At 59.3% G+C, this 22,877-nt stretch carries 25 protein-coding genes and 1 riboswitch; of the genes, 3 read left to right on the top strand and 22 right to left on the bottom strand.

Features of this window, described 5'->3' with window-relative positions; all coding sequences use genetic code 11:
* The first annotated feature begins 49 nt into the window (after positions 1-49).
* The gene (gene serA, locus GE107_RS11525) at positions 50-1,642 is read left to right on the top strand and encodes a phosphoglycerate dehydrogenase (protein WP_219640057.1); all 1,593 of its coding nucleotides are present in this window, start codon (positions 50-52) and stop codon (positions 1,640-1,642) included.
* Between the two features lie 70 nt (positions 1,643-1,712).
* On the opposite strand, the gene GE107_RS11530 is transcribed toward serA, so the two are convergent.
* The 20 genes from GE107_RS11530 to GE107_RS11625 form a co-directional block, all read right to left on the bottom strand.
* Positions 1,713-2,108 carry a hypothetical protein gene (locus GE107_RS11530; protein WP_219640059.1) on the bottom strand — a complete coding sequence of 132 codons (396 nt, stop codon included), beginning with the start codon at positions 2,106-2,108 and terminating at the stop codon, positions 1,713-1,715.
* A 385-nt stretch (positions 2,109-2,493) separates the two neighbouring features.
* Entirely contained in the window at positions 2,494-3,798 is a 1,305-nt protein-coding gene (locus GE107_RS11535; RefSeq protein WP_219640061.1) for an MFS transporter, read from the bottom strand.
* Positions 3,799-3,905: 107 nt separating this feature from the next.
* The gene (locus GE107_RS11540) at positions 3,906-5,360 is read right to left on the bottom strand and encodes a HAMP domain-containing sensor histidine kinase (protein ID WP_219640063.1); all 1,455 of its coding nucleotides are present in this window, start codon (positions 5,358-5,360) and stop codon (positions 3,906-3,908) included.
* 3 nt (positions 5,361-5,363) lie between these two features.
* Complete coding sequence (locus tag GE107_RS11545; RefSeq protein WP_219640065.1) at positions 5,364-6,077, bottom strand: response regulator transcription factor; 714 nt, start codon at positions 6,075-6,077, stop codon at positions 5,364-5,366.
* A gap of 23 nt (positions 6,078-6,100) precedes the next feature.
* The gene (ccsA, locus tag GE107_RS11550; RefSeq protein ID WP_219640225.1) at positions 6,101-7,327 is read right to left on the bottom strand and encodes a cytochrome c biogenesis protein CcsA; all 1,227 of its coding nucleotides are present in this window, start codon (positions 7,325-7,327) and stop codon (positions 6,101-6,103) included.
* A gap of 32 nt (positions 7,328-7,359) precedes the next feature.
* Positions 7,360-9,030 (bottom strand): cytochrome c biogenesis protein ResB, encoded by a 1,671-nt coding sequence (gene resB, locus GE107_RS11555; protein ID WP_219640067.1) that lies wholly within the window; start codon positions 9,028-9,030, stop codon positions 7,360-7,362.
* Between the two features lie 13 nt (positions 9,031-9,043).
* Positions 9,044-9,574, bottom strand: coding sequence for a redoxin domain-containing protein (locus tag GE107_RS11560; RefSeq protein ID WP_219640069.1), 531 nt, complete (start codon positions 9,572-9,574; stop codon positions 9,044-9,046).
* An 89-nt stretch (positions 9,575-9,663) separates the two neighbouring features.
* Positions 9,664-10,428, bottom strand: coding sequence for a pseudouridine synthase (locus GE107_RS11565; RefSeq protein WP_219640071.1), 765 nt, complete (start codon positions 10,426-10,428; stop codon positions 9,664-9,666).
* A 160-nt stretch (positions 10,429-10,588) separates the two neighbouring features.
* Positions 10,589-11,128 (bottom strand): spore maturation protein, encoded by a 540-nt coding sequence (locus GE107_RS11570; protein WP_219640073.1) that lies wholly within the window; start codon positions 11,126-11,128, stop codon positions 10,589-10,591.
* A 4-nt stretch (positions 11,129-11,132) separates the two neighbouring features.
* Positions 11,133-11,795, bottom strand: a complete 663-nt coding sequence (locus tag GE107_RS11575; protein WP_219640075.1) for a nucleoside recognition domain-containing protein — start codon at positions 11,793-11,795, stop codon at positions 11,133-11,135.
* A gap of 143 nt (positions 11,796-11,938) precedes the next feature.
* Complete coding sequence (locus tag GE107_RS11580) at positions 11,939-13,033, bottom strand: D-alanyl-D-alanine carboxypeptidase family protein (RefSeq protein ID WP_255570407.1); 1,095 nt, start codon at positions 13,031-13,033, stop codon at positions 11,939-11,941.
* A 241-nt stretch (positions 13,034-13,274) separates the two neighbouring features.
* On the bottom strand, positions 13,275-13,790 hold the full coding sequence (gene ytfJ / locus GE107_RS11585; RefSeq protein ID WP_219640078.1) for a GerW family sporulation protein: 516 nt from the start codon (positions 13,788-13,790) through the stop codon (positions 13,275-13,277).
* 104 nt (positions 13,791-13,894) lie between these two features.
* Positions 13,895-14,557, bottom strand: a complete 663-nt coding sequence (locus tag GE107_RS11590) for a DUF2953 domain-containing protein (protein ID WP_219640079.1) — start codon at positions 14,555-14,557, stop codon at positions 13,895-13,897.
* Positions 14,558-14,622: 65 nt separating this feature from the next.
* Positions 14,623-15,240: an SMC-Scp complex subunit ScpB gene (gene scpB, locus GE107_RS11595; protein ID WP_219640081.1), complete on the bottom strand. Its 618-nt coding sequence runs from the start codon at positions 15,238-15,240 to the stop codon at positions 14,623-14,625.
* On the bottom strand, positions 15,209-15,997 hold the full coding sequence (locus GE107_RS11600) for a segregation and condensation protein A (protein WP_219640083.1): 789 nt from the start codon (positions 15,995-15,997) through the stop codon (positions 15,209-15,211). The genes scpB and GE107_RS11600 overlap by 32 nt, the downstream gene beginning before the upstream one ends.
* A 53-nt stretch (positions 15,998-16,050) precedes the next feature.
* Positions 16,051-16,521: a 6,7-dimethyl-8-ribityllumazine synthase gene (gene ribH, locus GE107_RS11605; protein WP_219640084.1), complete on the bottom strand. Its 471-nt coding sequence runs from the start codon at positions 16,519-16,521 to the stop codon at positions 16,051-16,053.
* A 6-nt stretch (positions 16,522-16,527) separates the two neighbouring features.
* Positions 16,528-17,811, bottom strand: coding sequence for a bifunctional 3,4-dihydroxy-2-butanone-4-phosphate synthase/GTP cyclohydrolase II (locus GE107_RS11610; RefSeq protein WP_219640085.1), 1,284 nt, complete (start codon positions 17,809-17,811; stop codon positions 16,528-16,530).
* Between the two features lie 20 nt (positions 17,812-17,831).
* Positions 17,832-18,500: a riboflavin synthase gene (locus tag GE107_RS11615; protein WP_219640087.1), complete on the bottom strand. Its 669-nt coding sequence runs from the start codon at positions 18,498-18,500 to the stop codon at positions 17,832-17,834.
* 4 nt (positions 18,501-18,504) lie between these two features.
* Positions 18,505-19,626: a bifunctional diaminohydroxyphosphoribosylaminopyrimidine deaminase/5-amino-6-(5-phosphoribosylamino)uracil reductase RibD gene (ribD, locus tag GE107_RS11620; protein WP_219640088.1), complete on the bottom strand. Its 1,122-nt coding sequence runs from the start codon at positions 19,624-19,626 to the stop codon at positions 18,505-18,507.
* A 299-nt stretch (positions 19,627-19,925) separates the two neighbouring features.
* A riboswitch (FMN riboswitch) is annotated at positions 19,926-20,112 on the bottom strand.
* A 71-nt stretch (positions 20,113-20,183) separates the two neighbouring features.
* Positions 20,184-20,378, bottom strand: a complete 195-nt coding sequence (locus GE107_RS11625; RefSeq protein ID WP_219640089.1) for a hypothetical protein — start codon at positions 20,376-20,378, stop codon at positions 20,184-20,186.
* A gap of 39 nt (positions 20,379-20,417) precedes the next feature.
* On the opposite strand from GE107_RS11625, the gene GE107_RS11630 reads away from it, so the two are divergent.
* Both GE107_RS11630 and GE107_RS11635 read left to right on the top strand, forming a co-directional pair.
* Positions 20,418-20,651: a hypothetical protein gene (locus tag GE107_RS11630; RefSeq protein ID WP_219640090.1), complete on the top strand. Its 234-nt coding sequence runs from the start codon at positions 20,418-20,420 to the stop codon at positions 20,649-20,651.
* A 91-nt stretch (positions 20,652-20,742) separates the two neighbouring features.
* Positions 20,743-20,901, top strand: a complete 159-nt coding sequence (locus GE107_RS11635) for a hypothetical protein (RefSeq protein ID WP_219640092.1) — start codon at positions 20,743-20,745, stop codon at positions 20,899-20,901.
* Between the two features lie 90 nt (positions 20,902-20,991).
* On the opposite strand, the gene GE107_RS11640 is transcribed toward GE107_RS11635, so the two are convergent.
* Positions 20,992-21,417, bottom strand: coding sequence for a peptidylprolyl isomerase (locus GE107_RS11640; protein ID WP_219640094.1), 426 nt, complete (start codon positions 21,415-21,417; stop codon positions 20,992-20,994).
* 92 nt (positions 21,418-21,509) lie between these two features.
* Complete coding sequence (gene lysA / locus GE107_RS11645) at positions 21,510-22,841, bottom strand: diaminopimelate decarboxylase (protein WP_219640096.1); 1,332 nt, start codon at positions 22,839-22,841, stop codon at positions 21,510-21,512.
* Positions 22,842-22,877 lie beyond the last annotated feature (36 nt).

Raw genomic sequence — 22,877 nt, forward strand, 5'->3', positions numbered from 1 at the left:
GTTTTACTTGGCTTGACCGATCGTGAACAAGAGAAGGGGGATTTTACGCATGTTTAAAGTTTTGGTGTCGGATCCGATCAGCGATTTGGGGATTTCCCAGCTGGTCGAAGCGGCGGATATCGCCGTGGACAAGAAAACCGGTCTTACCGAGGACGAGCTCGTCTCCATCATCGGCGAATATGACGCCCTGCTCGTCCGCAGTCAGACCCGCGTGACCGAGCGGATCATGACGGCGGGCAAACAGCTGAAAGTCATCGGGCGCGCCGGAGTCGGCGTGGATAATATCGACCTGGATGCGGCTACCCGCCGAGGGATTATCGTCATCAACGCGCCGGACGGCAACACGATCACCACCTGCGAGCACACGTTCGCCATGATGATGGCGCTCGCCCGCCACATCCCCCAAGCTTACCTGAAAACCGTCGGAGGCGTATGGGACCGCAAGTCGTTCGTCGGCGTCGAGCTCCGCAACAAAGTGCTTGGCGTGCTCGGCATGGGCCGGATCGGCAGCGAAGTCGCCGCCCGGGCCAAAGCGTTCGGCATGACCGTATACGGCTACGATCCGTTCCTGACGGAAGAACGCGCCGAGAAATTGGGCGTGCGTCTCGCCACCGTGGACGAAGTCGTACGCGACGCCGATTTCATTACCGTACACACTCCCCTTACCGCGGAAACGCGGCATATGATCGGCAAAGAACAGTTCGCTCGGGCCAAGAAAGGCGTTCGTATCGTCAACTGCGCGCGCGGAGGCATCATTGACGAGAACGCGCTCGTCGAAGCGATCGACGCCGGCATCGTGGCCGGAGCCGCGTTCGACGTGTTCGAGGAAGAACCGCCTGCACCCGACCATCCGTTCCTGTCCCATCCGAAAATCATCGTGACGCCCCACCTCGGCGCCTCCACCGTGGAAGCCCAGGAAAACGTGGCGATTGACGTCTCCGAGCAGCTTCTGCACATTTTGCGGGGCGAACCGTTCAAGAACGCGGTCAACATGCCTCCGGTTCCCGGCGACGTATTGGCCAAGCTGGAGCCGTACTTCCCGCTCGGCAAGAAGCTCGGCAGCTTCGCCTCCCAGATCGCAGACGGCCCGGTGAAGGAAATTTCGATCACGTATGCCGGCGATTTGGCCGACGTGGACACCGCACAGCTAACCCGCTATGTCGTTCAAGGCGTACTGGCCCATCATCTCGGCACCGACGTCGTGAACGTGGTCAACGCCATGCATCTGGCCAAAACCCGCGGCGTTAACATCGTCGTCTCGACCACCCAAGCCTCGAAAGGCTTCACCAACCTGGTCAGCGTTTCCCTGCGTACGAGCAAGGAAGAACGCGTCGTATCCGGCGCGCTGCTGAACGGATTCGGGCCGCGTATCACGCAGGTGGACAAATTCCCGGTCGACGTCGAGCCGCAAGGCCATCTGCTTCTGATCTCCCACCACGATAAACCGGGGATTATCGGACGCGTCGGCACGCTGCTCGGCAACAACGAAGTCAACATCGCGACGATGCAGGTCGGCCGTAAAGTCATCGGCGGAGCCGCCATCATGGTGCTTGGCGTGGACAAAGCCGTGCCGAAGGAAGTGCTGGCGGAAGTCGCCTCGCTGGCGGACCTCAACAACGCGAAGCAGATTCAGCTGTTCTGATTGGGTTAAATGAAGCCTCCCGGACATAAGGTCCGGGAGGCTTTCTTTTGCGCTCGCGCCTGATTCGGCATCAGTCGAGGGACATCATGCGGGACAATCGCTGCGCGTCCCGGTCATTTGCAGCAAAAACGCGAGGCCGATTCTGACGATCGAACAGGAGCATGACCGTGTGTTTCTTGCCTTTGATGATGTAGAGGTCAGTTATTGATATCGCTGACGTGCGGTCTCGCATGACGACGTTGTCACGAAAGCCGATTTTGATGATCAGACCTTCCGGTATCGATATCCCGACATAGGGCTTCCGATTTCTTAGCAAGAGATTGACGGCATCAGTCATACGATCGGTGGACGAAAACTCTCTGACCACTTGATTCTTGGCCGGATCGATGACTTGTATGTCATCTGGATGAACAGCCGAGTCGGAGAAGTACAGCATAAAGGTAAGCAGCATTCGATCCCAAAACATGAAGGCAGCCCCTCTCTATTGGCAACATGACTAGCATGTCCGGCCATGGGGAAGGAATGCATTGTGGCAATCGAAAACGAAGTAAATCCTGATGCGCGGACCGAAATCGCGTCCTTGGTCCACTATTTTCGCGCATCCGCACATGAACCCACCAATTAGTGTCTGTCGTCCACTATTTTCGCGCATCCGCACATGAACCCACCAATTAGTGTCTGTCGTCCACTATTTTCGCGCATCCGCACATGAACCCACCGATTAGCGTCTGTCGTCCACTATTGTCGCGCATCCGCACATGAACCCACCCAATTAGCGTCTGTCGTCCACTATTTTCGCGCAATCGCATATCAACCCACCGATTGGCGTCTGTCGTCCACTATTTTCGCCATTATTGAGCTGAAGCGTTGTCACAAGGCTTCCGATTTGATTGTGTTATAACCGCCCGATTCCCCTTCACCATTCCAACCATCCCGAACTGGAGGATCGCCGACGCGACGAGAACAAGCGGCAGCATCGGCGACATCGGGTCTTTCGCAAACAGGATCAGGAGCCAGATCGAAATGACCCGGCCTGCATTGAGGAAGAACTCCCTCAGAACGACCGACTCGATCCGGAAATGTCCCCTTAACGGCAGAAAGTCCATCAGCCTGTAGTAATAAGAAGTCAGCGTATTGATCGCAAGCGGATTAAAGAGCGAAAAGACGACCATAAAAGCGATCACCGTCCACGCCGATACTTCCGCAAGCAGCAAGGCAGCCGCGGCGAAGACCATTACAGAGGACAGAAGCACCTCTCCCCGAGCGTTGCTTCTGTCTCTGCGGCGGGAGATGACGAAGCCCGTCAGCATCGTCAGAAGAGAGAACAAGACGGCAAGCAGACCGACCCAATCCTCCCTTCCGACGGCCCGGTACAGCAGGATGTTGGGCAGGAACAGCATAATTCCCTGAAACAGTCCGAGAAAGAAAAAGCTGAACAGCCCTCTCAGCCAATCCGGCTCCTTCTTCATCATCAGCAGGGAATACTTTAGGTAGAAGGAGCGGCGGGCCGAGTCGATATTGCGTATTCTGGTGCTGAACAGCGAGGCAGTGGCAAACATGATGCAAGCGATTGCAAAAGTGACGATATAACCTTGCAGGCCCTGGAACATCCGGATGACGTAGCCGGACAATACGGGTCCGATCAGTCCGGCTCCATTAAACACGATCATGTTGGTGGCCAGGTATTTCGAACGGCTGCGCTCATCCGTCACATCGTACATCAAGACGAGATATCCGGTCCAGTATAGTCCGAGCGCGATGCTGTAAAACAAGGCGAACCAAGGATAATAATCCGCGACCCGTCTTCCGGAGAAAATGACCGCCAGGAAAAATAAGGCGATCAAGACGATTCCAAGCCGATAGGTCACCATTCGATCCCGTTTCTTCGCGATCCATCCCCCGATGGCAAACGCGAACGGCGTCATCCCGTACAGGATGATGTTGAACACCCCGTTAATCCATAAGTCCTCGGTCAGGCGCCACAAATACAAATTGAGGAACAACGCGGACATGGAAGCTCCGATCTGGAAACACCCGTGGATGAACAAGGCGACATAGGCTTCTTTCGTCAAGCCGTTCCCGCTAAAGTCCCCCTCGCTCCCACTACCGCTCCCTTGCCCGGAGAATGTCCGTACCCACCTTTCCCGAAATCTCACGCCGGACCTCTCCCTCGCATTGCGTTGTCGGCTTACCCTCGTATTGTAGCATAAGGAAAGGCGCCTTGGAGGCGCCTTCCTGTCCGTTCTGGATCTTTTGCCCGAATTCAAGGACGGGATGTTACCGCCCCTCTCTTCCCGTTCACGGGCAATACGATCGTGAAAACCGTGCCTTTGCCCGGATCGCTTGCCGCGCGGATCGTTCCGCCGTGGGCTTGGACGAGGTTCTTGACGATGGCCAGTCCCAGCCCGGTTCCCCCCGCCCCGTTCGTTTCTCGTTTGCGGGCTTTGTCCGCCTTGTAGAACCGCTCGAAAATATAGGGCAGGTCTTCCGGCGGAATGCCCATCCCTTCATCCTCCACGGTGAGCTCCAGCACGTCGCCGCCGCGCGCGGCTTCCTTCCGCCGTGCCCTCATGCGAATGCCGGCGCCGGAGGGCGTATGCCGGATCGCGTTGTCGAGCAGGTTCGTCATCACCTGCTCGAGCCGGTCGGGGTCCGCTGCCTGGAGCACCAGGGCGGGATTCTCCTCCGGCTTCGCCAGCGAGATCTCCCGCTCCTTCGCGAGCGCGGAAAATTTGCGGTACACGCGGCTCAGCAACGCATTCACATCCACCTGCTGGAACGACATCTCCAGGTGCCCCGCTTCCATTCTCGCGAGGTCCAGCAAATCTTTCACCAGCCGTCCCATTCGCAGCGACTCGTCGTGGATGACCTGGACGAGCTCCTTGCGCTCCTCGGGCGAAGCGGCGATATCATCCAGCAGAGCTTCGCTGTAGCCTTGCACCATCGAGAGCGGAGTACGGATTTCGTGCGACACGTTCGCCACGAAGTCTTTCCGGAGCTTGTCGACCCGGAACTCCTCGGTGACGTCCCGAAGCACCGCCACCGCTCCCCGGACGCCTTCCGTTGCCGCGAGCGGCGTCATCACGACGGACCACACGCCGTTCTGCACGTGGATCTTGACGGTTAATTCCTTGCCCCCGGCGATGACGTTCCGGAACGTCTCCCGAAGCGGACCGGGAACCTGGGCGAAGGTGTCCGGCTCTTCGTCGTCGGTCCAATCGACGGACCCCCATTCCTCTACGAGATGCTTGCCTTCCGGATTGGTCAGGATAATGTCCCCCTCCGCGTCGAAAGAAATGACCGCGTCCGTCATGCTGCGAAGCACGCTGCTGAGATGGTCGCGCTCATGTTGCAAGTCCCGTATCAACGTATCCAGATCCGACGCCATCTGGTTAAACGTGTTCGCCAGTTCCCCGATTTCGTCCGAAGACCGGATCGCGACCCGCATCGTGTAATCGCCTTGCGATACCCGTTCCGCCGCTTCCTTCATTTCCCTGAGCGGCTGCGTGATTTTCGTGAGCAGGAAAAAAGCGAAAAACGTCGTCAGCAGAAAGCCCACGACGCCCGTATAGATGAACAGGTGTTTGATCTTGTTCGGTTCCGCGAATTGAAAATTGATGTATTGAAGCAGGAAAAGCCCGACGGTGGTAATAACGACCGCGACCAGCGCGATGATCGTCAGCCACAGCTTGCCGACGATCGTTCTCCAAATCGCCATCGGTTATTTCGCCGCCTCCAGCTTGTACCCGACGCCCCATACGGTGGTGATCATCGAAGCCGCTTCCGCGGACACCCGGTTCAGCTTCTCCCGAAGCCGTTTCACGTGGGTATCGACCGTGCGCAGGTCCCCGAAGAAATCGTAGTTCCAGACGTCCTTGAGCAGCTCTTCCCGGGAGAACACCTTGTCCGGCGAGCTGGCCAAATAGTGCAGCAGCTCGTATTCCTTCGGCGTAAGGTTCACTTCCTGGCCGCCGGCCGTGACGCGGTGCGCGTCGTGCTCGATGACCAGATGCGGGAACACGATGTTGTTGCTCGTATTCAAATCCTTGGACAGGAAAGCGGTCGCCGAAGACCGGCGCAGGATCGCCTTGATCCGGAAGATCACCTCCCGCGGACTGAACGGCTTCACGACGTAATCGTCGGCGCCGACCTCGAAGCCTTGCACGCGGTTCACTTCCTCGCCCTTGGCGGTCAGCATCAGCACCGGGGTCGCCTTCTGCTGCCTGAGGCGGGTGCAGACCTCCACGCCGTCGATGCCGGGCAGCATGAGATCGAGCACGATCAGGTCGAAGTCCTCCTGCAGCGCCTTGCGAAGGGCGGTTTCCCCGTCCTCGGCCTCTTCGATGGAATAGCCTTCCTTTTCCAAATACATGCGGAGCAGCCTGCGAATGCGTTCTTCGTCGTCGACGACCAATATGCGGTTGCCTTGGCTCATACGATTCAACTCCTCCTCTTCGATTAGGAAACCCCGGCGTACGAATGCAGGCCGGCGATCACGAGGTTGACGCCGATCAGCGTAAACAGAACGACCAGGAAACCGATGACCGCCAGCCAAGCGGACTTCGCGCCCAGCCAGCCGCGGGATAGCCGGAGATGCAGGTAAACGGTGTAGAACAGCCATGTAATGAGCGCCCATACTTCCTTCGGATCCCAGCCCCAGAAGCGGGACCAGGCGACTTGGGCCCAGATCATGGCGAAAATCAGACCGCCAAGCGTGAAAATCGGATATCCGATGGCGATGGACCGATAGCTGATTTCGTCCAGATCCTCGGGATCGATGTCCAGAAGCCGGGGATGAATCACCGCCCCGAGCTGCTTGCGCGCGATCAACCGAAGCGCGAGATACAGGATGGCGCCGGAGAGTATGGACCAGACGATCGTGTTCAGCTTCCGGCCGGAATTCACGCCCTGCATCCAGGACGGTTCCGTGAACAGCGGTTTCTCCATGCCCAGGAAGGGATCGAACCTCACGACCTCGCTGTTGTGAGGCTTCACGATCGGCGGAAGTCCGTACTGGACCGTACGGACGGACACCTGCTCCTGGCCTTGCACGATCTTGACGACCTCTTGCCGGAATTCGGCCTCGTAACCGGCCGCCCGGAAGGCGAACACGGAGACGAGGAAGCCGATGACGATCAGGATGACGAGAAGGAATCCCTCCACCCAACGTCTGGCCCTCTTACCCGCTTTGTCCGTCCGGGTGAAATCGACGACCCGCAGCAGCTGCACGAGAGCCGCCGCGAATCCGACGGCGAAGAAGGCTTCGCCGAGAGCGGCTGTCGTCACGTGGACGCGCAGCCAGTTGGAGTTCAAGGACGGAATGAGCGGCTGAATCTCGGAAGGGAATACCGACGCATAAGCGATAATTATAACGGTAAGCGGCAGCGTGAACGCTCCGAGCAGCGTGTTTCGGTAGATCAGATAAATGACGGTGAACGCGAGCATGATCGCCATCGCCAGCATCGTCATGAATTCGTACATGTTGCTGGTCGGGATATGCCCGGCCGCGATCCAACGCGTGATGAAGAACGTCACGTGGGCCGCCAAGCCGGCCGCCGCGAAACCGAACGCGATCCAGCCCCACTTGCGGTTATGGGCGGCGGGTTCGCGGTTGCTCCACTTCTTCCCTCCGACCGCGATCATGTAAAAGACGAACGAGGCGCTATAGATGAGCAGCGCGGCCATCAGGGCGCTTTGGCTGATTTGGAACAGCTGGCTCAATCGGTTTTCCTCCTGTTGTCGAGCGATTTCTCGGACACGGACAGTCCGGCTTTGTTCAAGGCGGCCGCCACTTCCGTTCTCAACCCGTAGTTGTTCTTGTTCGTGTGGGCGCCGAGAGAGAGAATCCCATCGTCGAATCTCAGCCAAATGCGCCTATGATTCCAGTACAAGCCCATAATAACGCCGATCATGAAAATGGAGGCGCCTACCCAGACGAACGGCATGGCCCGATCCACCCTGACATTCAGGGTTGTCGTATAATTGGAAAAAGAAACGTTCTCCATGGAATCGACCCGGATGTCCAGCTTGTCCGCAACCGATTTGTTCAACTGGTCTTGGCTGAACCTGACTTTATCGACCCGGTTCGGGAAGTAGATATACGTTTCCCCGGTTTCCGGCAAGTCCGGTCCCTTGATGCGGAAGACGAAGGCCGGCGCGTTCGGATCCCTCGATTTCGTCATCGGCCTGCCTTGAGCATCGATGCCGAAATCAAGAAAAACGTCTCTTAGTGTCAGGTTATAGGGACCTACGTCATAAGTCAATGCGGGGTTTCGCATCGGCAGATAGAAGGGCCCGTACTTCTCTCCGGTCTTCTTGTTAATGATCACGGGGGAGACGGAGATGAGGCGCTGATTCTCGCTGTAGTCCGTTTGATACAGCTTCAACCCGTGATAGGACAAGGGGTGGTTCACCTGGATATTATGGGTTTCGACGGCGCGGAGCACGGGTTCCTTGGTTGGGTCGTCGCAGGACTCCGTGCATTCGTACAACGTCGCTTCCGTATTGAACAGCTTCGGCCGCAGCGTGCCTTTCAGGGACTCCGGCAGCTCCGAGTCTTTGTAGAACTCGACGGTGAACTTCTCGTTCTTGACATAATAGTTCGTGCCCGGGATCTGCTCGGTTTCCCCGTCGTCCAGGTACATGTATTGGTCCATGTTCCAGGCTGGTACGCCGCGCCCTAATACGGCCAGCAAGAAGATGATGAGACCGATATGATTGATATAGGGACCCCAGCGGCTGAACCGGTTTTTCTCCGCCATGAGCGCGTCGCCGTCCCGCCACACTTTGTACCGTCTTTTTTTCAACTGCTCGCCGAACCGCTCCAGCCAAGCGTCGCGGTCCTCAGGCGCCGGCCCCGCATATACGACTTGCTGTCTCGTGATGAACTGAAGGTGTTTGCGAATCTGCTGCTTCGACAAGGCTCGGTACAGGGGGAGCACCCGATCCAAGCTGCAAATGACGAGCGAAGTGCCGATCATGACCAGCAAGGTGACGAACCACCAGGACGAGTATACGTGGGTCAGCCCAAGCGCGTGATAAACCTCGCCCGCCTTGCCGTAGTTTTCCCGATAGTATTGGCTCAGTTCCTCGTACGTCAGCGTTTCCCGGAACACATTCTCCTGCGGATAGAGCGTGCCCACCGACGCGGCGACGAGCGTAAGCACGATCAGCCATACGGCGATCTTGACCGAGGAGAAGAAGTTCCAAACCCGGTCGATCAGGTCGGGGTTCTCCTTCTGCGAGCGCCTGGCCACGCCGTCGTATCTCATCTCGAGCGGCGCGAAATCGTCCGCTCCGGTCTCGGTCAGCGGTTTGCCGCAGGATTCGCACAATACGGTCCCCACATGGTTCTGGTGACCGCATTCGCATTTCGTATTCGAAAACAAAGGCCTTGCCTCCCTACTTGGCGTTCATGATCTTCTCGATGTGCCCTTCGATCTGCTCTTCGGTGAGGGGCCCTCCGATCAGGATCTCTTCGATCGTGCCGTCCGCGCGAACGAAGAAGGTGGTCGGATATTGCTTCAGGCCGAATTTCTTCTCCGTCTGGCGATTCCGGTCGAGAAGGATCGGGAACTCGGCGCCGACTTGCCGGGCGAAGCTCTCCGCGGTGAGCTTGTCTTCGCTCAGGTTGATGCCGATGAGCTGCACGCCTTTGTCCTTCCATTTGTCGTATACGTTCTGCAGAGCGGGCATTTCGTCACGGCAGGGAGGACAGAACGTGCCCCAAAAATTGATGATGACCGGTTTGCCCCGGTATTCCGAGGAATCGTGCACATTCCCCGCCGTATCCGCCAGCTTGAACGCCGGCGGCTTGTCGCCGGCCTTCAGCACCGGTGACGAGGCAAACAGCGAGTTGCCGACCGCGTATCCTCCGATGAGGAGAACGAAGGCCAGCACGATATATTGGATCGTTTTCCGATGTTTCTTCATGGAGCATTCACCACCGTCATTTCAATACCTTCATTATAACGAAAATACCGGGGTCAAGGGCAATGGGGCCCGACCTCCGGTTTTGAACATTATGTGTCCGCATCAAGCGGCCCGTCTTCCTCCGCCTCGACGATTCCGTCCGCGGCGTCCCGCAGTTTCTGGACCTCCTCGGCGGTCAGGCGCCGGTATTTGCCCCGCTGCAGCCCGCCCAGCGTGATGCCTCCGAACGACACCCGCTTCAGCCGGGTGACCGGGTGGCGGATGGCATCGAACATCCGTCTCACCTGACGGTTGCGCCCCTCATGGATCGTGATCGAGATCGTCGCGAATTTGCCGTCCGGATCGACGTCGTGATACTCTGCTTGCGCCGGGGCCGTCATGCCGTCCTCCAGCTTGATTCCCCGCTTCAGCTTCTCCAGGTCGTTCCCGTGGGGGACGCGCTCGACCGTCGCATGGTACGTTTTCGGCACGTGGTGCTTCGGATGGGTAAGCTTATGCGCCAGTTCGCCGTCGTTCGTAAGGAGCAGCAACCCTTCCGAGTCGTAATCGAGCCGTCCGACGGGATATACCCGTTCCTTGACGTCCTTCAAATAATCGCGGACGGTGGACCTTCCCTTCGGGTCGGTCATCGTCGTGATGACGCCCTTCGGTTTGTTGAAGAGCAAATACAGCTTCTTCTCTTGCTTGATCGGCCGGCCGTTCACGGCGATGACGTCGGCGTACGGATCCGCTTTCGCGCCGAGCTCGGTCACGACGGCGTCGTTCACGGTGACGCGCCCTTCCTTGATCAATTCCTCGCACTTGCGGCGCGACGCCACTCCGGCGTTCGCCAATATTTTCTGCAGTCGTTCCACGTCGAACGCTCACCTCTAGCCCATCATATCATAACGCCTGATTTTCGGAAAATGTCGGCAACCTCCGGGGATTCCCCAAACAAAAAAAGGCCCCCCCGGAAATCCTCCGGTTGACCCCGCCGTCGTCTGCGTGTTGCATGCAATTCCGGTCGATCACCTCTCACCCCATCCCGAACAACAGCCAGCATGCCGCCACCGCCGCGAAGAAACCGACGAAGTCCGAGAACAAGCCGACCTTGAGCGCGTAACGCGCGTTGCGGATGCCGACGGCGCCGAAATACACGGTGAGCACGTACAGCGTCGTATCCGTGCTGCCTTGGATCGTCGCCGCGACTTTGGCCGCGAACGTGTCCGGCCCCTCCGTCTTGATCAGGTCGGTGACGAAGGCAAGCGAGCCCGCTCCCGTAATCGGCCGAAGCAGCGCCAACGGCAACACCTGGCTCGGCACGCCGATCGCTTCCAGCAACGGCCGGACGACGCCGATGATCGCGTCCAAGGCGCCGGAAGCGCGGAACATGCCGATCGCGGTCATCATCCCGACCAAGTGGGGAATGATCGCGATCGCGGTTTGGAAGCCGTCCTTTGCCCCGTCGATGAACGTTTCGTAAACGGGGACTTTACGCAAAGCCGCATACAGCGGGATAAACGCGATCAACATCGGAATCGTCCAAGCGGAAACACGCGCAATCCAATCCGCCATAGGGTCAGCCTCCCCCGCCCAACGATGCCGGGGCGGATGGGGACGAGGCTGCGGGGCCGTTCCCGATCCGTTTGCCCGCCGCGCGGGGCGGTCCGCTGCGGTGCCGGTACCACCGGTCCGCCAGCAGCGCCGCCCCCGTCGAAACGGCCGTGGCCAGGAGGGTCGGGGCTACGATGTCGGCCGGATGAATCGCTCCGAAGTTCATCCGGATGGCGATCATCGTCGTCGGCACGAGCGTAATGCTCGCGGTGTTGAGCGCCAGCAGCGTGCACATGGCCGGCGTCGCCACTCCGGGCTGGCGGTTCAGCTTCTGAAGCTCCTGCATCGCCCGAATTCCCATCGGGGTGGCTGCATTCCCGAGCCCGAGCAGGTTGGCGCTCATGTTGGACAGGATGTACCCCATGGCGGGATGATCGGGTGGGACGTCCGGGAACATCCGGCGGACGATCGGGGCCATAAGCCGGGACAAAAGGCGGACCAGGCCGGCGTTCTCGGCGATCTTCATGAGCCCCATCCAGAATACGAGAATGCTGATGAGGCCCAGGCAGACGGTCACGCCCGTCTGGGCGCCTCCGAACGCCGCTTCGGCCACTTCGTTCAGCCTGCCGTTCGCGGCTCCGACGAAGACGCTGACCACGATCATGCCGAGCCAGATCCAGTTCACCATCGGCTTCCCCTCCTCTAATCGGGAGTTTGACGTGTAATCGGGAGTTTGACGTGTAATCGGGAGTTTGACGTGTAATCGGGAGTTTGACAGAGTCAAACTCTCCCCGCTCCAACTCTCCCCGCTCAAACTCTCCCCGCTCAAACTCACGGATTCCCGGTTTCCGCCTTCCTCGGGAGATCGACGACCGGAACGCTCCCGATGACTTTCCCGTCCAACAGGAACACGAGCCGCCCCAGCTGCCCGAAAACGAATTCCAGAGACGACGGGTCGGACAGGACGAGCTTGGAGCTTAGCTTCTCCCGCTCGCCCGGCGCGAACGGATAAAGGAACGGAGCGGCCGCGGCGAAAGGAGAGCCGTCGACCGGCTGCCCTTGCTTCACGACTTCCTTCAGCGGAAAAAACTTGAATCCGTAATCGAGCAGCGCCCGGTGGTCCGCCCAATCGTTGCCGTCATTCAGCGTGACCGCGGCGAGCTGCTGGCCCGATCGCGTGGCGGAGCTGACGAGCGTGCGCAGCGCCTGCTTGGTGTAGCCGGTCTTCACCCCGTCGGCCCCGTCGTACATCGTCAGCATTTTATTTTTGTTCACCCATTTGTAGTCCCAGTCTTCATGGGGGTTGGGGGCCGATTTGACGCGGGTTCTCACGATGTCCCTGAATTCGGGGTTCCGGAGGCAATAAGCCGACAGTCTGGCCAAATCGTTGGCCGACATATAGTGGCCGGGCTGATCAAGCCCGTGGGGGTTGGCGAAATGGCTCTGCGCAAGCCCCAGTTCCTCGGCTTTGTGGTTCATCAGGAAAACGAAACCTTCGAGGGAGCCGCCCACGTGTTCGGCGATGGCCACGGCGGCGTCGTTGCCCGATCGGAGCATGAGCCCGTACAGCAAGTTTCGGAGCGTCATTTTCTCGCCCGCCTTGAGGTAGAGCGACGACCCCTCCTTGCCTGCCGCACGCGTGCTCACGGTCACTTTGTCATCGAGATGGCCATGCTCGATCGCGACGATGGCCGTCATGATCTTGGTCAGGCTGGCGATTTTCATGGGCTCGTCCCCTCGTTGGGAGAACAGGATCCGACCGGACGTCACGTCGATCAAGGCGGCCGCCTTGGCATGATTCCCCGGTGCCGGAGGGGCGTCCATGTGGGTCCCTGCTGCCGCAAGAGCGGGAACGTGAAAGAGAACGGCGACCGCAGCCAAGACGGCCGCCCTTAGGGGCAAGTTTCGGTGACCGGCTGTTTTCAACTGGAGTTCCTCCTCGGCCTCGAAGCCATTATCCTATCTTCAATCCTATGCCGGCATGTCCCCAAGTATGAGAACATCGAAGCGGGGATCCCGGCATGAACCGCCGAATCCAAGCAAGCCCGCTACGCCGTCTTTTCGGACGGATAGACGTTTTACCGGGGTGATTCGGTCACGTATCGCGAGAGATAAAGGTTCTGATTCACGTAAAAAAGACCGGCCCGTAGGCCGGCTGCTGCTCGGTTCAATTCAAGGGTTCGCGGCCGGTCGGTTTGGACTCGATCGGAACGGTTCCGGCATGGCCTTCGGTCATGGCCGTATGCTGCGCATTCGTCCCCTGGAACATGTTCTTGACCTTCTCCACCCATTGCGGAGCCGATTCGATGAGCCTCTCCAGAATATGCGTCTGGTTGTCCAGGGGCACGACTTTGACCCCTTCGGAGCCGACGACGAGAAACGCGATCGGCGTAATGGACACGCCTCCGCCGCTGCCGCCGCCGAAGGGCAGCTGTACCTGCGCGTTGTGGGCGTTCGCCCCGTTCTGGTTGTGGTTCGGTCCGGCGACTTTCTTGCCGTTCGGGTCATCCGTCGTAAATTCGGAACCGCCCGCGGCGAAGCCGAAGCCGACCCGGCTGATCGGGATGATGACGCTGCCGTCCGGCGTTTGAACCGGTTCGCCTACGATCGTGTTGACATCGACCATGTCTTTGATATTTTCCATGGCCGTTTGCATAAGACCGTTAATCGGATGCATGGACATCGTTTTTCCTCCTTGGTGTCCGTGGTTCTTGCTTTCTCCAACATGCAAGCATTAGCATTCGCCAACTTGGCTTTTTTTATGAACCGCAAATTCTGAATGACGGCTCATGCCGATTGCGGCCCCCGCAGCCAGCCGCGCCATTTCCGCCAGGATTGCCGCAAGCCGGGGTGCCGGAATCCGAGGTGAAGCACGGACATGGCGAATGCGCCCGCCCGAACCTCGAAGTCCGCTTCCCAAACCATGCTGAACTCTTCGGCATGATACACGGGTTCGATAGCGCCGTAAGGCTTCGTTTTCAGGTTAACCCATTGCCCGACGATCCCGATCGCCCACCCGTACACCGACCACAGCAGACCGCTCAAAATAGCCGTAGACGACGCTTCCCCGGTTCCGACGCGGAAATCGAAGCGAAACCGGGTACAGTTCACGTTACGTATCATGTCCCGCAGCCAAGGGCTGATCTCCCGCCATAGCTTCAGAACGTCTGCCGCGACCCGCCATTTGCTCATCGACATGCGGGGCCGCCCCACGACTCTTTCGAGCGACTTCTTATCGAAGAGTATGTTCGCTCCGAGGAACATGATCGAAGGGACGATCGCCCGGTAACGGTAAGCCCCGTACAACGCCCGGACGATGACGGTCAGCTGATCCGATTCCCCGCTGCGGGAATAGCGGATCCGGATCCTGATGCGGGAAAAGGCCAACAGCAGCGTCAAAGCGACCAACACGGCCAATGCGGCCAACCCGATCCATAACCAAAAGGCCATACCTTCCCCGCCTTTCCTCGGGATAGTATGGCCTGATGGCTAAGCTTCATTCCTTTGGCATGTTTTCAGGGCGCTTCCAGTTCCCTCTGCACGTCTTCCAGGGAAAGCTGGCGTCCTTCAATCCGTTCGAACAGCATTTTCGTCCGTTCCTCGAGTTCGTCGTCGTCTTCCGATGCGACCGGATCCGGAAGCTGGTCCAGACTGGACAAGCCGAAATAGTCGAGAAACGCCTTGGTCGTGCCGTACAGGATCGGACGCCCTAACGCGTCGGCTCGCCCGACTTCCTCGATCAAATCTTTCGCCACGAGCGTATGGATGGCGCGGTCGGCTTTAACCCCGCGGATTTCCTCGATCTCGATGCGGGTGATCGGCTGCCGGTACGCGATGATGGACAACGTTTCCAGCGCCGCCTGGGACAAGGAGGACCGGGACGGCGAGTAGGCCAGCTTCTCGAAGTAAGGCGCATGCTCCGTCACCGTCGTGAGCCGGAACCCGCCCGCCACTTCGGCGATCCGGAGTCCTCGCCCATCGCGCACGAAATCCTGCTGCAGGTCGCGAAGCACGTCATGCACGACCTCGGGATCCATTTCCACGACTTCCGCCATCGTTTTGGCGTTCAGCCCTTCTTCCCCGGAAACGAACAGCAGCCCTTCAAGTACCGATTTCAATGTCGAATAGTCCATCTTCGCCCTCCTTTCCGGTCCACGACACCACGATCTCGTCAAACAGACGGTTCTGGTGGCAGGATACCCATCCTTTCCTCATGAGTTCAAGCAGCGCCAGGAACGTGACGACGATTTCCTGCCGGTCCATCGTGTCTCCGATCATCTGGGAGAACAGCATTCTCCCTTCCGGACGGGTCTTGATCGTCAGAATGATATCGCCCATGCGGTCCTTGACGGAAATTTCGTCCCGCCGGATCGCGGTCACCCGGTTGCGGCCCGCCATTCTCCTCATGGCGCGGCGGAACGCCTGGATCAAGTCGTCGACATGCAAGCCTTCGACCGGGTTCGAAAGCTTGTCCGGCTGGAACGCCGACAGGTCCGCGGCCTCCCGCGTGAACACCTGGCTGCGCTCCCACTCCTTGTCGCGGAGCTGGCCCGCGATCGATTTGTATTTGCGGTATTCGATCAGCTTGCGGATCAGTTCTTCGCGAGGATCGAGATCCGCGTCGTCTTCCGCGGTAATCCAAGGCTCTTCCGTCACCGGAGGTTTCGGCAGAAGGAGACGGCTCTTCATCGACAGGAGCGTCGCGGCCATGACGAGGAACTCGCTCGTGATATCGAGTTCGAGCTCCTGCATGGCGTCCAGATATTCGATGTATTGGTCGGTGATTTCGCTGATGGAAATATCCTGGATATCGATTTCCGCTTTGTCGATCAAATGGAGAAGCAGGTCCAGCGGACCTTCGAACGTCTCCAGCTTATACAGCACCGTCACGCCGGCGTCTCATCCTTTCGAAACTTCCGCGGCGGTCTGCCTGCGGAAACGATTCAGCCCTTCAGGGCGCGCGTCAAATTCGCCATCTCGATCGCGGAAGCTGCCGCCTCCCAGCCTTTGTTGCCGGCTTTCGTCCCGGCGCGCTCGACGGCTTGCTCGATGCTGTCGGTCGTCAGTACGCCGAATATCGTCGGCACGCCCGTTTTCAGCGCGACGGCGGCGACGCCTTTGGCCGCTTCGTTGCACACGTAGTCAAAATGCGGGGTCGATCCCCGGATGACCGCCCCGAGCGTGATGACCGCGTCGAATTTGCCGCTTTCCGCCATTTTCTGGGCGATAAACGGGATTTCGAACGCGCCCGGCACGTAGGCGATCTCCACTTCGCCCTCTTCCGCGCCGTGCCGCTTCAGCGCGTCCAAGGCGCCGGAGAGCAGCTTAGACGTAATGAATTCGTTGAATCTCCCTACTACGATACCATATCTTAATCCTTTTGAGACCAAATGTCCTTCATGAATGATGCTCATTTGCCTTCATCCTCTCTTTGTCGTCAGGTTCGGTTGTTCGTTTTGCTCGATATTGTCCAAGGCATCCGCCGCTCCGGCCTCGTCCGGAAACGACAGGATATGGCCGAGCTTCGCTTTCTTCGTATGCAAGTAGCGGGTGTTGTCCACGTTCTCCTGGATCTGGAGCGGGACGCGTTCGACGACCTGCAGGCCGTACCCGTCGAGCCCTTTGATTTTCCGGGGATTGTTCGTCATCAGCCGGATTTTGCGCACCCCGATGTCCTTCAGGATCTGGGCGCCGATTCCGTAATCCCTCAGATCGGGGGCAAAGCCCAATTTAACATTCGCCTCGACGGTGTCCAATCCCTGCTCCTGCAGCTCATAAGCCCGCAATTTATTGATCAGGCCGATCCCGCGTCCTTCTTGGCGCATGTACAGCAGCACGCCGCAGCCCTCTTCCTCGATCTGACGCAAGGCCGCGTCGAGCTGGGGACCGCAATCGCACCGGTGCGAGTGGAATACGTCTCCTGTCAGGCATTCGGAATGAACGCGCACGAGAATCGGCTGGCTGCTGTCGATGGTGCCTTTGACCAGCGCGACATGCTCTTTGGAGTCGACGACGTTCGTGTAGGCGATGGCCCGGAATACGCCGTGATCGGTCGGCATCCGTACTTCGACCTCGCGGCTCACGAGCTTCTCCTTCTCGTTGCGATAGCGGATCAGGTCCTGGATCGTGATCAGCTTAAGGCCGTGATGCCGCTTGAATTCGATCAGGTCGGGCAGGCGGGCCATCGTGCCGTCCTCCTTGATCACCTCGCAGATGACTGCGGCGGGAGTGGATCCGCACATCCGGGCGAGATCGACCGCCGCTTCCGTATGGCCAGCCCGGCGCAAGACGCCGCCCTTCTTGGCGATGAGCGGGAAGATATGGCCGGGTCTTCGGAAGTCCGAAGGCCTCGCCGAGGGGTCGATCAGCGCTTTGACCGTATCCGAGCGTTCCTTGGCGGAGATTCCGGTCGTCGTGGAAACATGGTCTACCGAGACGGTGAATGCCGTGCCGTGGTAGTCCGTGTTGTGCGACACCATCGGGGGAAGGTCCAGCGCTTCGGCGCGCTCCTGCTCGATCGGAACGCAGACGAGTCCCCGGGCTTCCTTGATCATGAAATTGATGACGTCCGGCGTCGCCTTCTCGGCCAGCGCCACCAGGTCTCCCTCGTTCTCCCGGTCTTCGTCGTCGACGACGACGACGACCTTGCCCATCATCAAATCGTAAATCGCTTCTTCGATCGGATCGAACGACTTATTGTCCATCTTGCATACCCCCTTCGTCGTCAGTCCAAGAACCCGTTCTCGCGGAGCATCGCTTCCGATAAGCCGGACCTTCTGTTGTTCGTAGTGCGTTCCCGCAAGCTGAGCAGATGGTCGACGTATTTGCCCAAAATGTCGTTCTCGATGTTGACCGTGTCCCCGGCTCGTTTGTGCTGCAGAGCGGTCTGCTTGAGCGTATGCGGAATGATGGAGACCGCAAGCGTTCCCGCGCCGCGATCCACGTCGACGACCGTAAGGCTGATTCCGTCGAGCGTGATCGAGCCTTGCGGCACGACCGTCCGCAGCAGATGTTCCCCATGAGGCTCGACGGTGAAGACGACCGCGTTCGCCTCGGGTTTGCGGCTCCGGATCGCTCCCGTTCCGTCCACGTGGCCCTGCACGATATGGCCGCCGTAACGCCCGCCGGCCATCATCGCGCGCTCCAGATTGACGGGGCTGCCGGGCTGAAGCTCGCGCAGGTTCGTATGTCGGTACGTCTCCGGCATGACGTCGACGGAGAAGGAAGCGCGGTCGAACGAGATCACCGTCAGGCAGACGCCGTTCACGGAGATGCTGTCGCCAAGCTTCACGTCAGCCAGGATTTCGCTTGCCGCGATGGTCAACACCATCGCTTCGCCTTGCCGCTGTACGGAACGCAGCGAGCCGATTTCTTCGATGAGTCCCGTGAACATCGGCTCACTCCCCTTCTTCGTCATGGACGGGTGTATATTCCGGGTACCCGGTGACGCACCAGTCATCTCCGTAGTGTTCGACGGAAACCCGGCGCAGCTGGAGCGCGTCCGACATCCGGTTCGGACCCGCGAACGCGAAGGCGGATACGGCCCCGGAGGCCCCGACGATCTTCGGCGCGTAGAACAGCATGACCTTGTCGACCAATCCGGCTTGCAGCATCGCGCCGTTCAGCGCTCCGCCTCCTTCCAGGAGTATCGATCCGATCTCCCGGCGTCCGAGCTCTTGCATGGCGTAGACCAGGTTGACCCGTTCGCCGTCTCCGCACCGGATGATCTCGGCTCCCTTGTCGCGCAGCCGTTTCTCCGATTCCGCGCTGGCGCGCTCGGTCGTCAGAATCCAAGTCGGCGCTTCGCCGCCGAACACGCGAAGCGTTTCCGGCAGGTCCAGCGAGGAGTCGACGAGGATGCGAACCGGATTCAAGGCGGGAACGCTCAGCCTCGTCGTCAGCTCCGGGTCATCCGCTATTACCGTAGCCTTGCCCACCATGATCGCCTGGTGGCGATGGCGCAGCGTATGCACGGCTTGGCGGGCTTCCGGGCCGGTGATCCACCGGCTGTGGCCGGTTTTCGTCGCGATCCGGCCGTCCAGCGTCACGGCCGTCTTCAGCGTGACGAACGGAAGACCGGAAACGATATACTTGACGAAGGCTTCGTTCAACGCTTTCGCGCGCCCTTCCAACACGCCGACCGCCGTCTCCACGCCGCGGTCCCGAAGCCGCTGAATGCCGCGGCCCGCCACCGCCGGATTCGGATCGGTCATGGCGACCACCACGCGGGACACCTTCTCCGCGATCAGACGTTCGCAGCAGGGCGGCGTTCGGCCGTGATGGCTGCACGGCTCCAGCGTCACGTACGCCGTCGCTCCTTCCGCTTCCGCGCCCGCCATGTTCAGAGCATGGACTTCCGCATGCCCTTCGCCCCGGCGGAGGTGGGCTCCCATGCCGACGATCCGGCCGTTCTTGACCACGACGCACCCGACGGCGGGATTGATGCCCGTCTGGCCGGCGACTCCTTCCGCCAGCTCAAGCGCCAGCCGCATGTAGAACTCGTCATTCAGCAACTCCATGAAGTTTCCTCTCTCCTTCCCTTTCGGAGGTTGATTCGAGCACTGAACGAATCCCCCGGTTAAACCAAGAAAGCCCCCGGCCGCTTGCCGGGGGCTGAAACACAGCATCAAATAGACCGTAGATCCGCGTCCGATCCCAAACCGGTTCCCGAAATACGCCTTTTGCGTGCATGAAACCACAGGCATGTCGAAGGAAAGCATCCAAGCTACATTTGTGAAAAAAGGAACAAACAATTCCTCAATCACGCATGTGAAAGGACGCCTAACGGTATGGCATCAGAGCGCGGTTGGCCGCGCTGCGCTTCCTTCTCCCATCCAGACTGTCACTGTCGGTCCCGGATTCGCACCGGGTCCACCGTCATCCCTGCGCGGTTGCGCTCAGGAAATGCCGGGTCACGGACTAACGGCCGCGCGGGTCGCTGCGTGCTCCCGTACGCTTGGCCGATCACCGCCGGTGGGGAATTGCACCCCGCCCCGAAGGTAAGCTGATTGAGTGAAAGTTTACCACCGGGGCTTGAAAATTGCAAGACCGCTTTTCCGCTGCCGCCTTTTCTCGGCTATACCACGTAAGGTTCGCCTCGCTCCCTCTTCACCTCCGCCTTGGACAAATACCAGCTCCCTCCGCGATCGTCGTTGCCCTGATAGAACAAATAGGTCCTCTGATCTACATCCTCAAACACGAACGGATGTCCGGACTCGTTTTCGGCAATAGGCGATTGGCCGGTTCCTTGCTTTCCCCGGGCGAGTATCATGTGGTGATCCTACCTAACCGCAGGAGAGGAGAAGGAAAATTGCACGATACGGCTTTGAGAAACCATGTGCTCGGCACCGTTTCGCCGGTGGTCCGTTACGGGTTGTGGGAAATGCAGTACACATCCGTCACGCACGCCATGCTTGAAGTCTCCGCCATCACCTATTTGATGGGGAGAGGGTATGACTTTCCAACCGCCCGGCGCATTGTTGAGTCATGGGAGGTTCACGAATCGTTTCCGCCTTATCAGCTGACACCGGGATACCGGCGGTAAGGGACACTCACGCCGAGGCTGATCCTGGCGCATACGAAGCCGGGTGTAAGCGCACGATACGGGAGAGGATATTCAAGAAAGGCGGATGCCCATGAACGATAGCCTTGAGCAACAAGATGCTTCACAACACGGGAACGGTCCGAAACCGAAAGTAAAGCTCGTGGCGAAAATGCCGGGGGACGACGAGCTGCCGGAGCGGAACGAGGAGATGAAGAAGACCGACGGATACGAGGGCTCTTGCGGCATGTAGTGGAAACAGCCGTTACGAACGAGAGCAAAAACGCCTGAAACCGGCATGGGGAGCCGGGTTTCAGGCGTTTTTGATGCATGGCGGCATAGCTTAGCTGACGCGGATCGATTCCATTTTGTCGCGCCCGCGGAATTCGTCTACGTGTTCCATGCCGGAGACGACTTTGCCGAAAACGGTGTGCACGCCGTCCAGATGCGGCTGGGGAGCGTAGCAGATGTAGAACTGGCTGCCGCCCGTGTTAGGCCCGCGATGGGCCATGGCGAGGCTGCCGCGCTCATGCTTGTTCGGGTTGATTTCGCAGTCGATTTCGTAGCCGGGGCCGCCGCGGCCGGTTCCTTCCGGGCATCCGCCTTGCGCGACGAAGCCCGGGATGACCCGGTGGAACACGACGCCGTCGTAGAAGCCCGAATTGGCCAGCTTCTCGAAGTTGGCTACCGTGTTGGGAGCGTCTTGGTCGAACAGCTCCAGTTTGATTTCCTGGCCGTTTTCCATTTTGATGGTCGCTTGTTTGCTCATGAGCGGCACTTCCTTTCCGTAATGGGCGGGATGGGGCATCCCGGATCAAGGAAAAGCGGGCCCGAGGCCCGCTTGTTCTTTACTTATGCATTTTAACGCGAAACGGCCTGCTTGCGCAAACGTTCCGGAATGAGGTCGTTCCGGGTGATATCCTCATGCGATTCGCGGGCCACGACCAGGTCGGCCCGGCCATCCTTCACGAACACGACCGCCGGGCGGCGGATCCGGTTGTAGTTGCTCGCCATGGCATAGTTGTAGGCGCCCGTGCAGAAGACCGCGAGCAAATCCCCGGGTTGCGATTCCGGCAGCTTCAGGTCCCAGATCAGCATGTCGCCGCTTTCGCATGCTTTGCCCGCGATGGACACGAGCTCGGTCGGCGCTTCGTTCGCCCGGTTGGCGAGAATGGCTTCGTATTTGGATTCGTACAAGGCCGGACGCGGATTGTCGGTCATGCCGCCGTCGACCGCGAGATATTTGCGAACGCCGGGAATATCCTTGCTTGTCCCGACCGTGTACAGCGTCGTTCCGGCGTCGCCTACCATGCTGCGGCCCGGCTCGATCCAGATTTCCGGAAGCGGGAAGTCCGCCGCCGTGCAGCTGGAGATGATCGCGTCGGAGATCGCCTGCACGTACTGGCTGACCGGAAGCGGCGTATCGCCCTCCACATAGCGGATGCCGAAGCCGCCGCCCAAATTGATGACCGAGAACGTTTCGCCGAGTTTGGCGCGCACTTCGATGGCGAACGCCGCCACTTTCTCGACGGCCATCCGGAAACCTTCGACCTCGAAAATTTGCGAGCCGATATGGGAATGGACCCCGAGCAGCTTCAAGTTCGGCAAAGCGATCGCTTGTCGGACGGCGCGGAATGCCGCTCCGTTGCCCAGATCGAAACCGAATTTCGAATCTTGCTGGCCGGTGGAAATGTACTCGTGCGTATGCGCTTCGACGCCCGGCGTGATGCGGAGCAGCACGTTCACGCGTTTGCCCTTGTCCCCGGCGAGCGCGTTCAACAGCTGCAGCTCGACGAAATTGTCCACGACGAAGCAGCCGATATGGGCGTCAAGCGCCATCTGGATTTCCTCCGGCGTTTTGTTGTTGCCGTGAAAATGGATGCGATCGGCCGGGAAACCCGCCTGCAGCGCGGTGTGCAGCTCCCCGTCGGACACGACGTCCAGGCTCATTCCCTCTTCTTCCGCGAGGCGGCACATGGCCATCACGCAAAAAGCTTTGGAAGCGTAGGCCACCTGAAAACGAAGTCCGGTTTTCCGGAAGGCGTCCATGAATTCGCGGGCGCGCTGGCGCACCAACGCTTCGTCCACGATATAGAGCGGGGTCCCGAATTCCTTCGCCAGACCGGTAACATCGCATCCTCCGATTTCCAGATGTCCCTGTGCGTTGATTCGGCTCGTTCCATGCAAAAACATCGTCTTTTCCCCTTTACACTGGATTCGGACGGGATC

This window comes from Cohnella sp. CFH 77786 (genome assembly GCF_019400745.1).
Taxonomy (GTDB): domain Bacteria; phylum Bacillota; class Bacilli; order Paenibacillales; family Paenibacillaceae; genus Cohnella.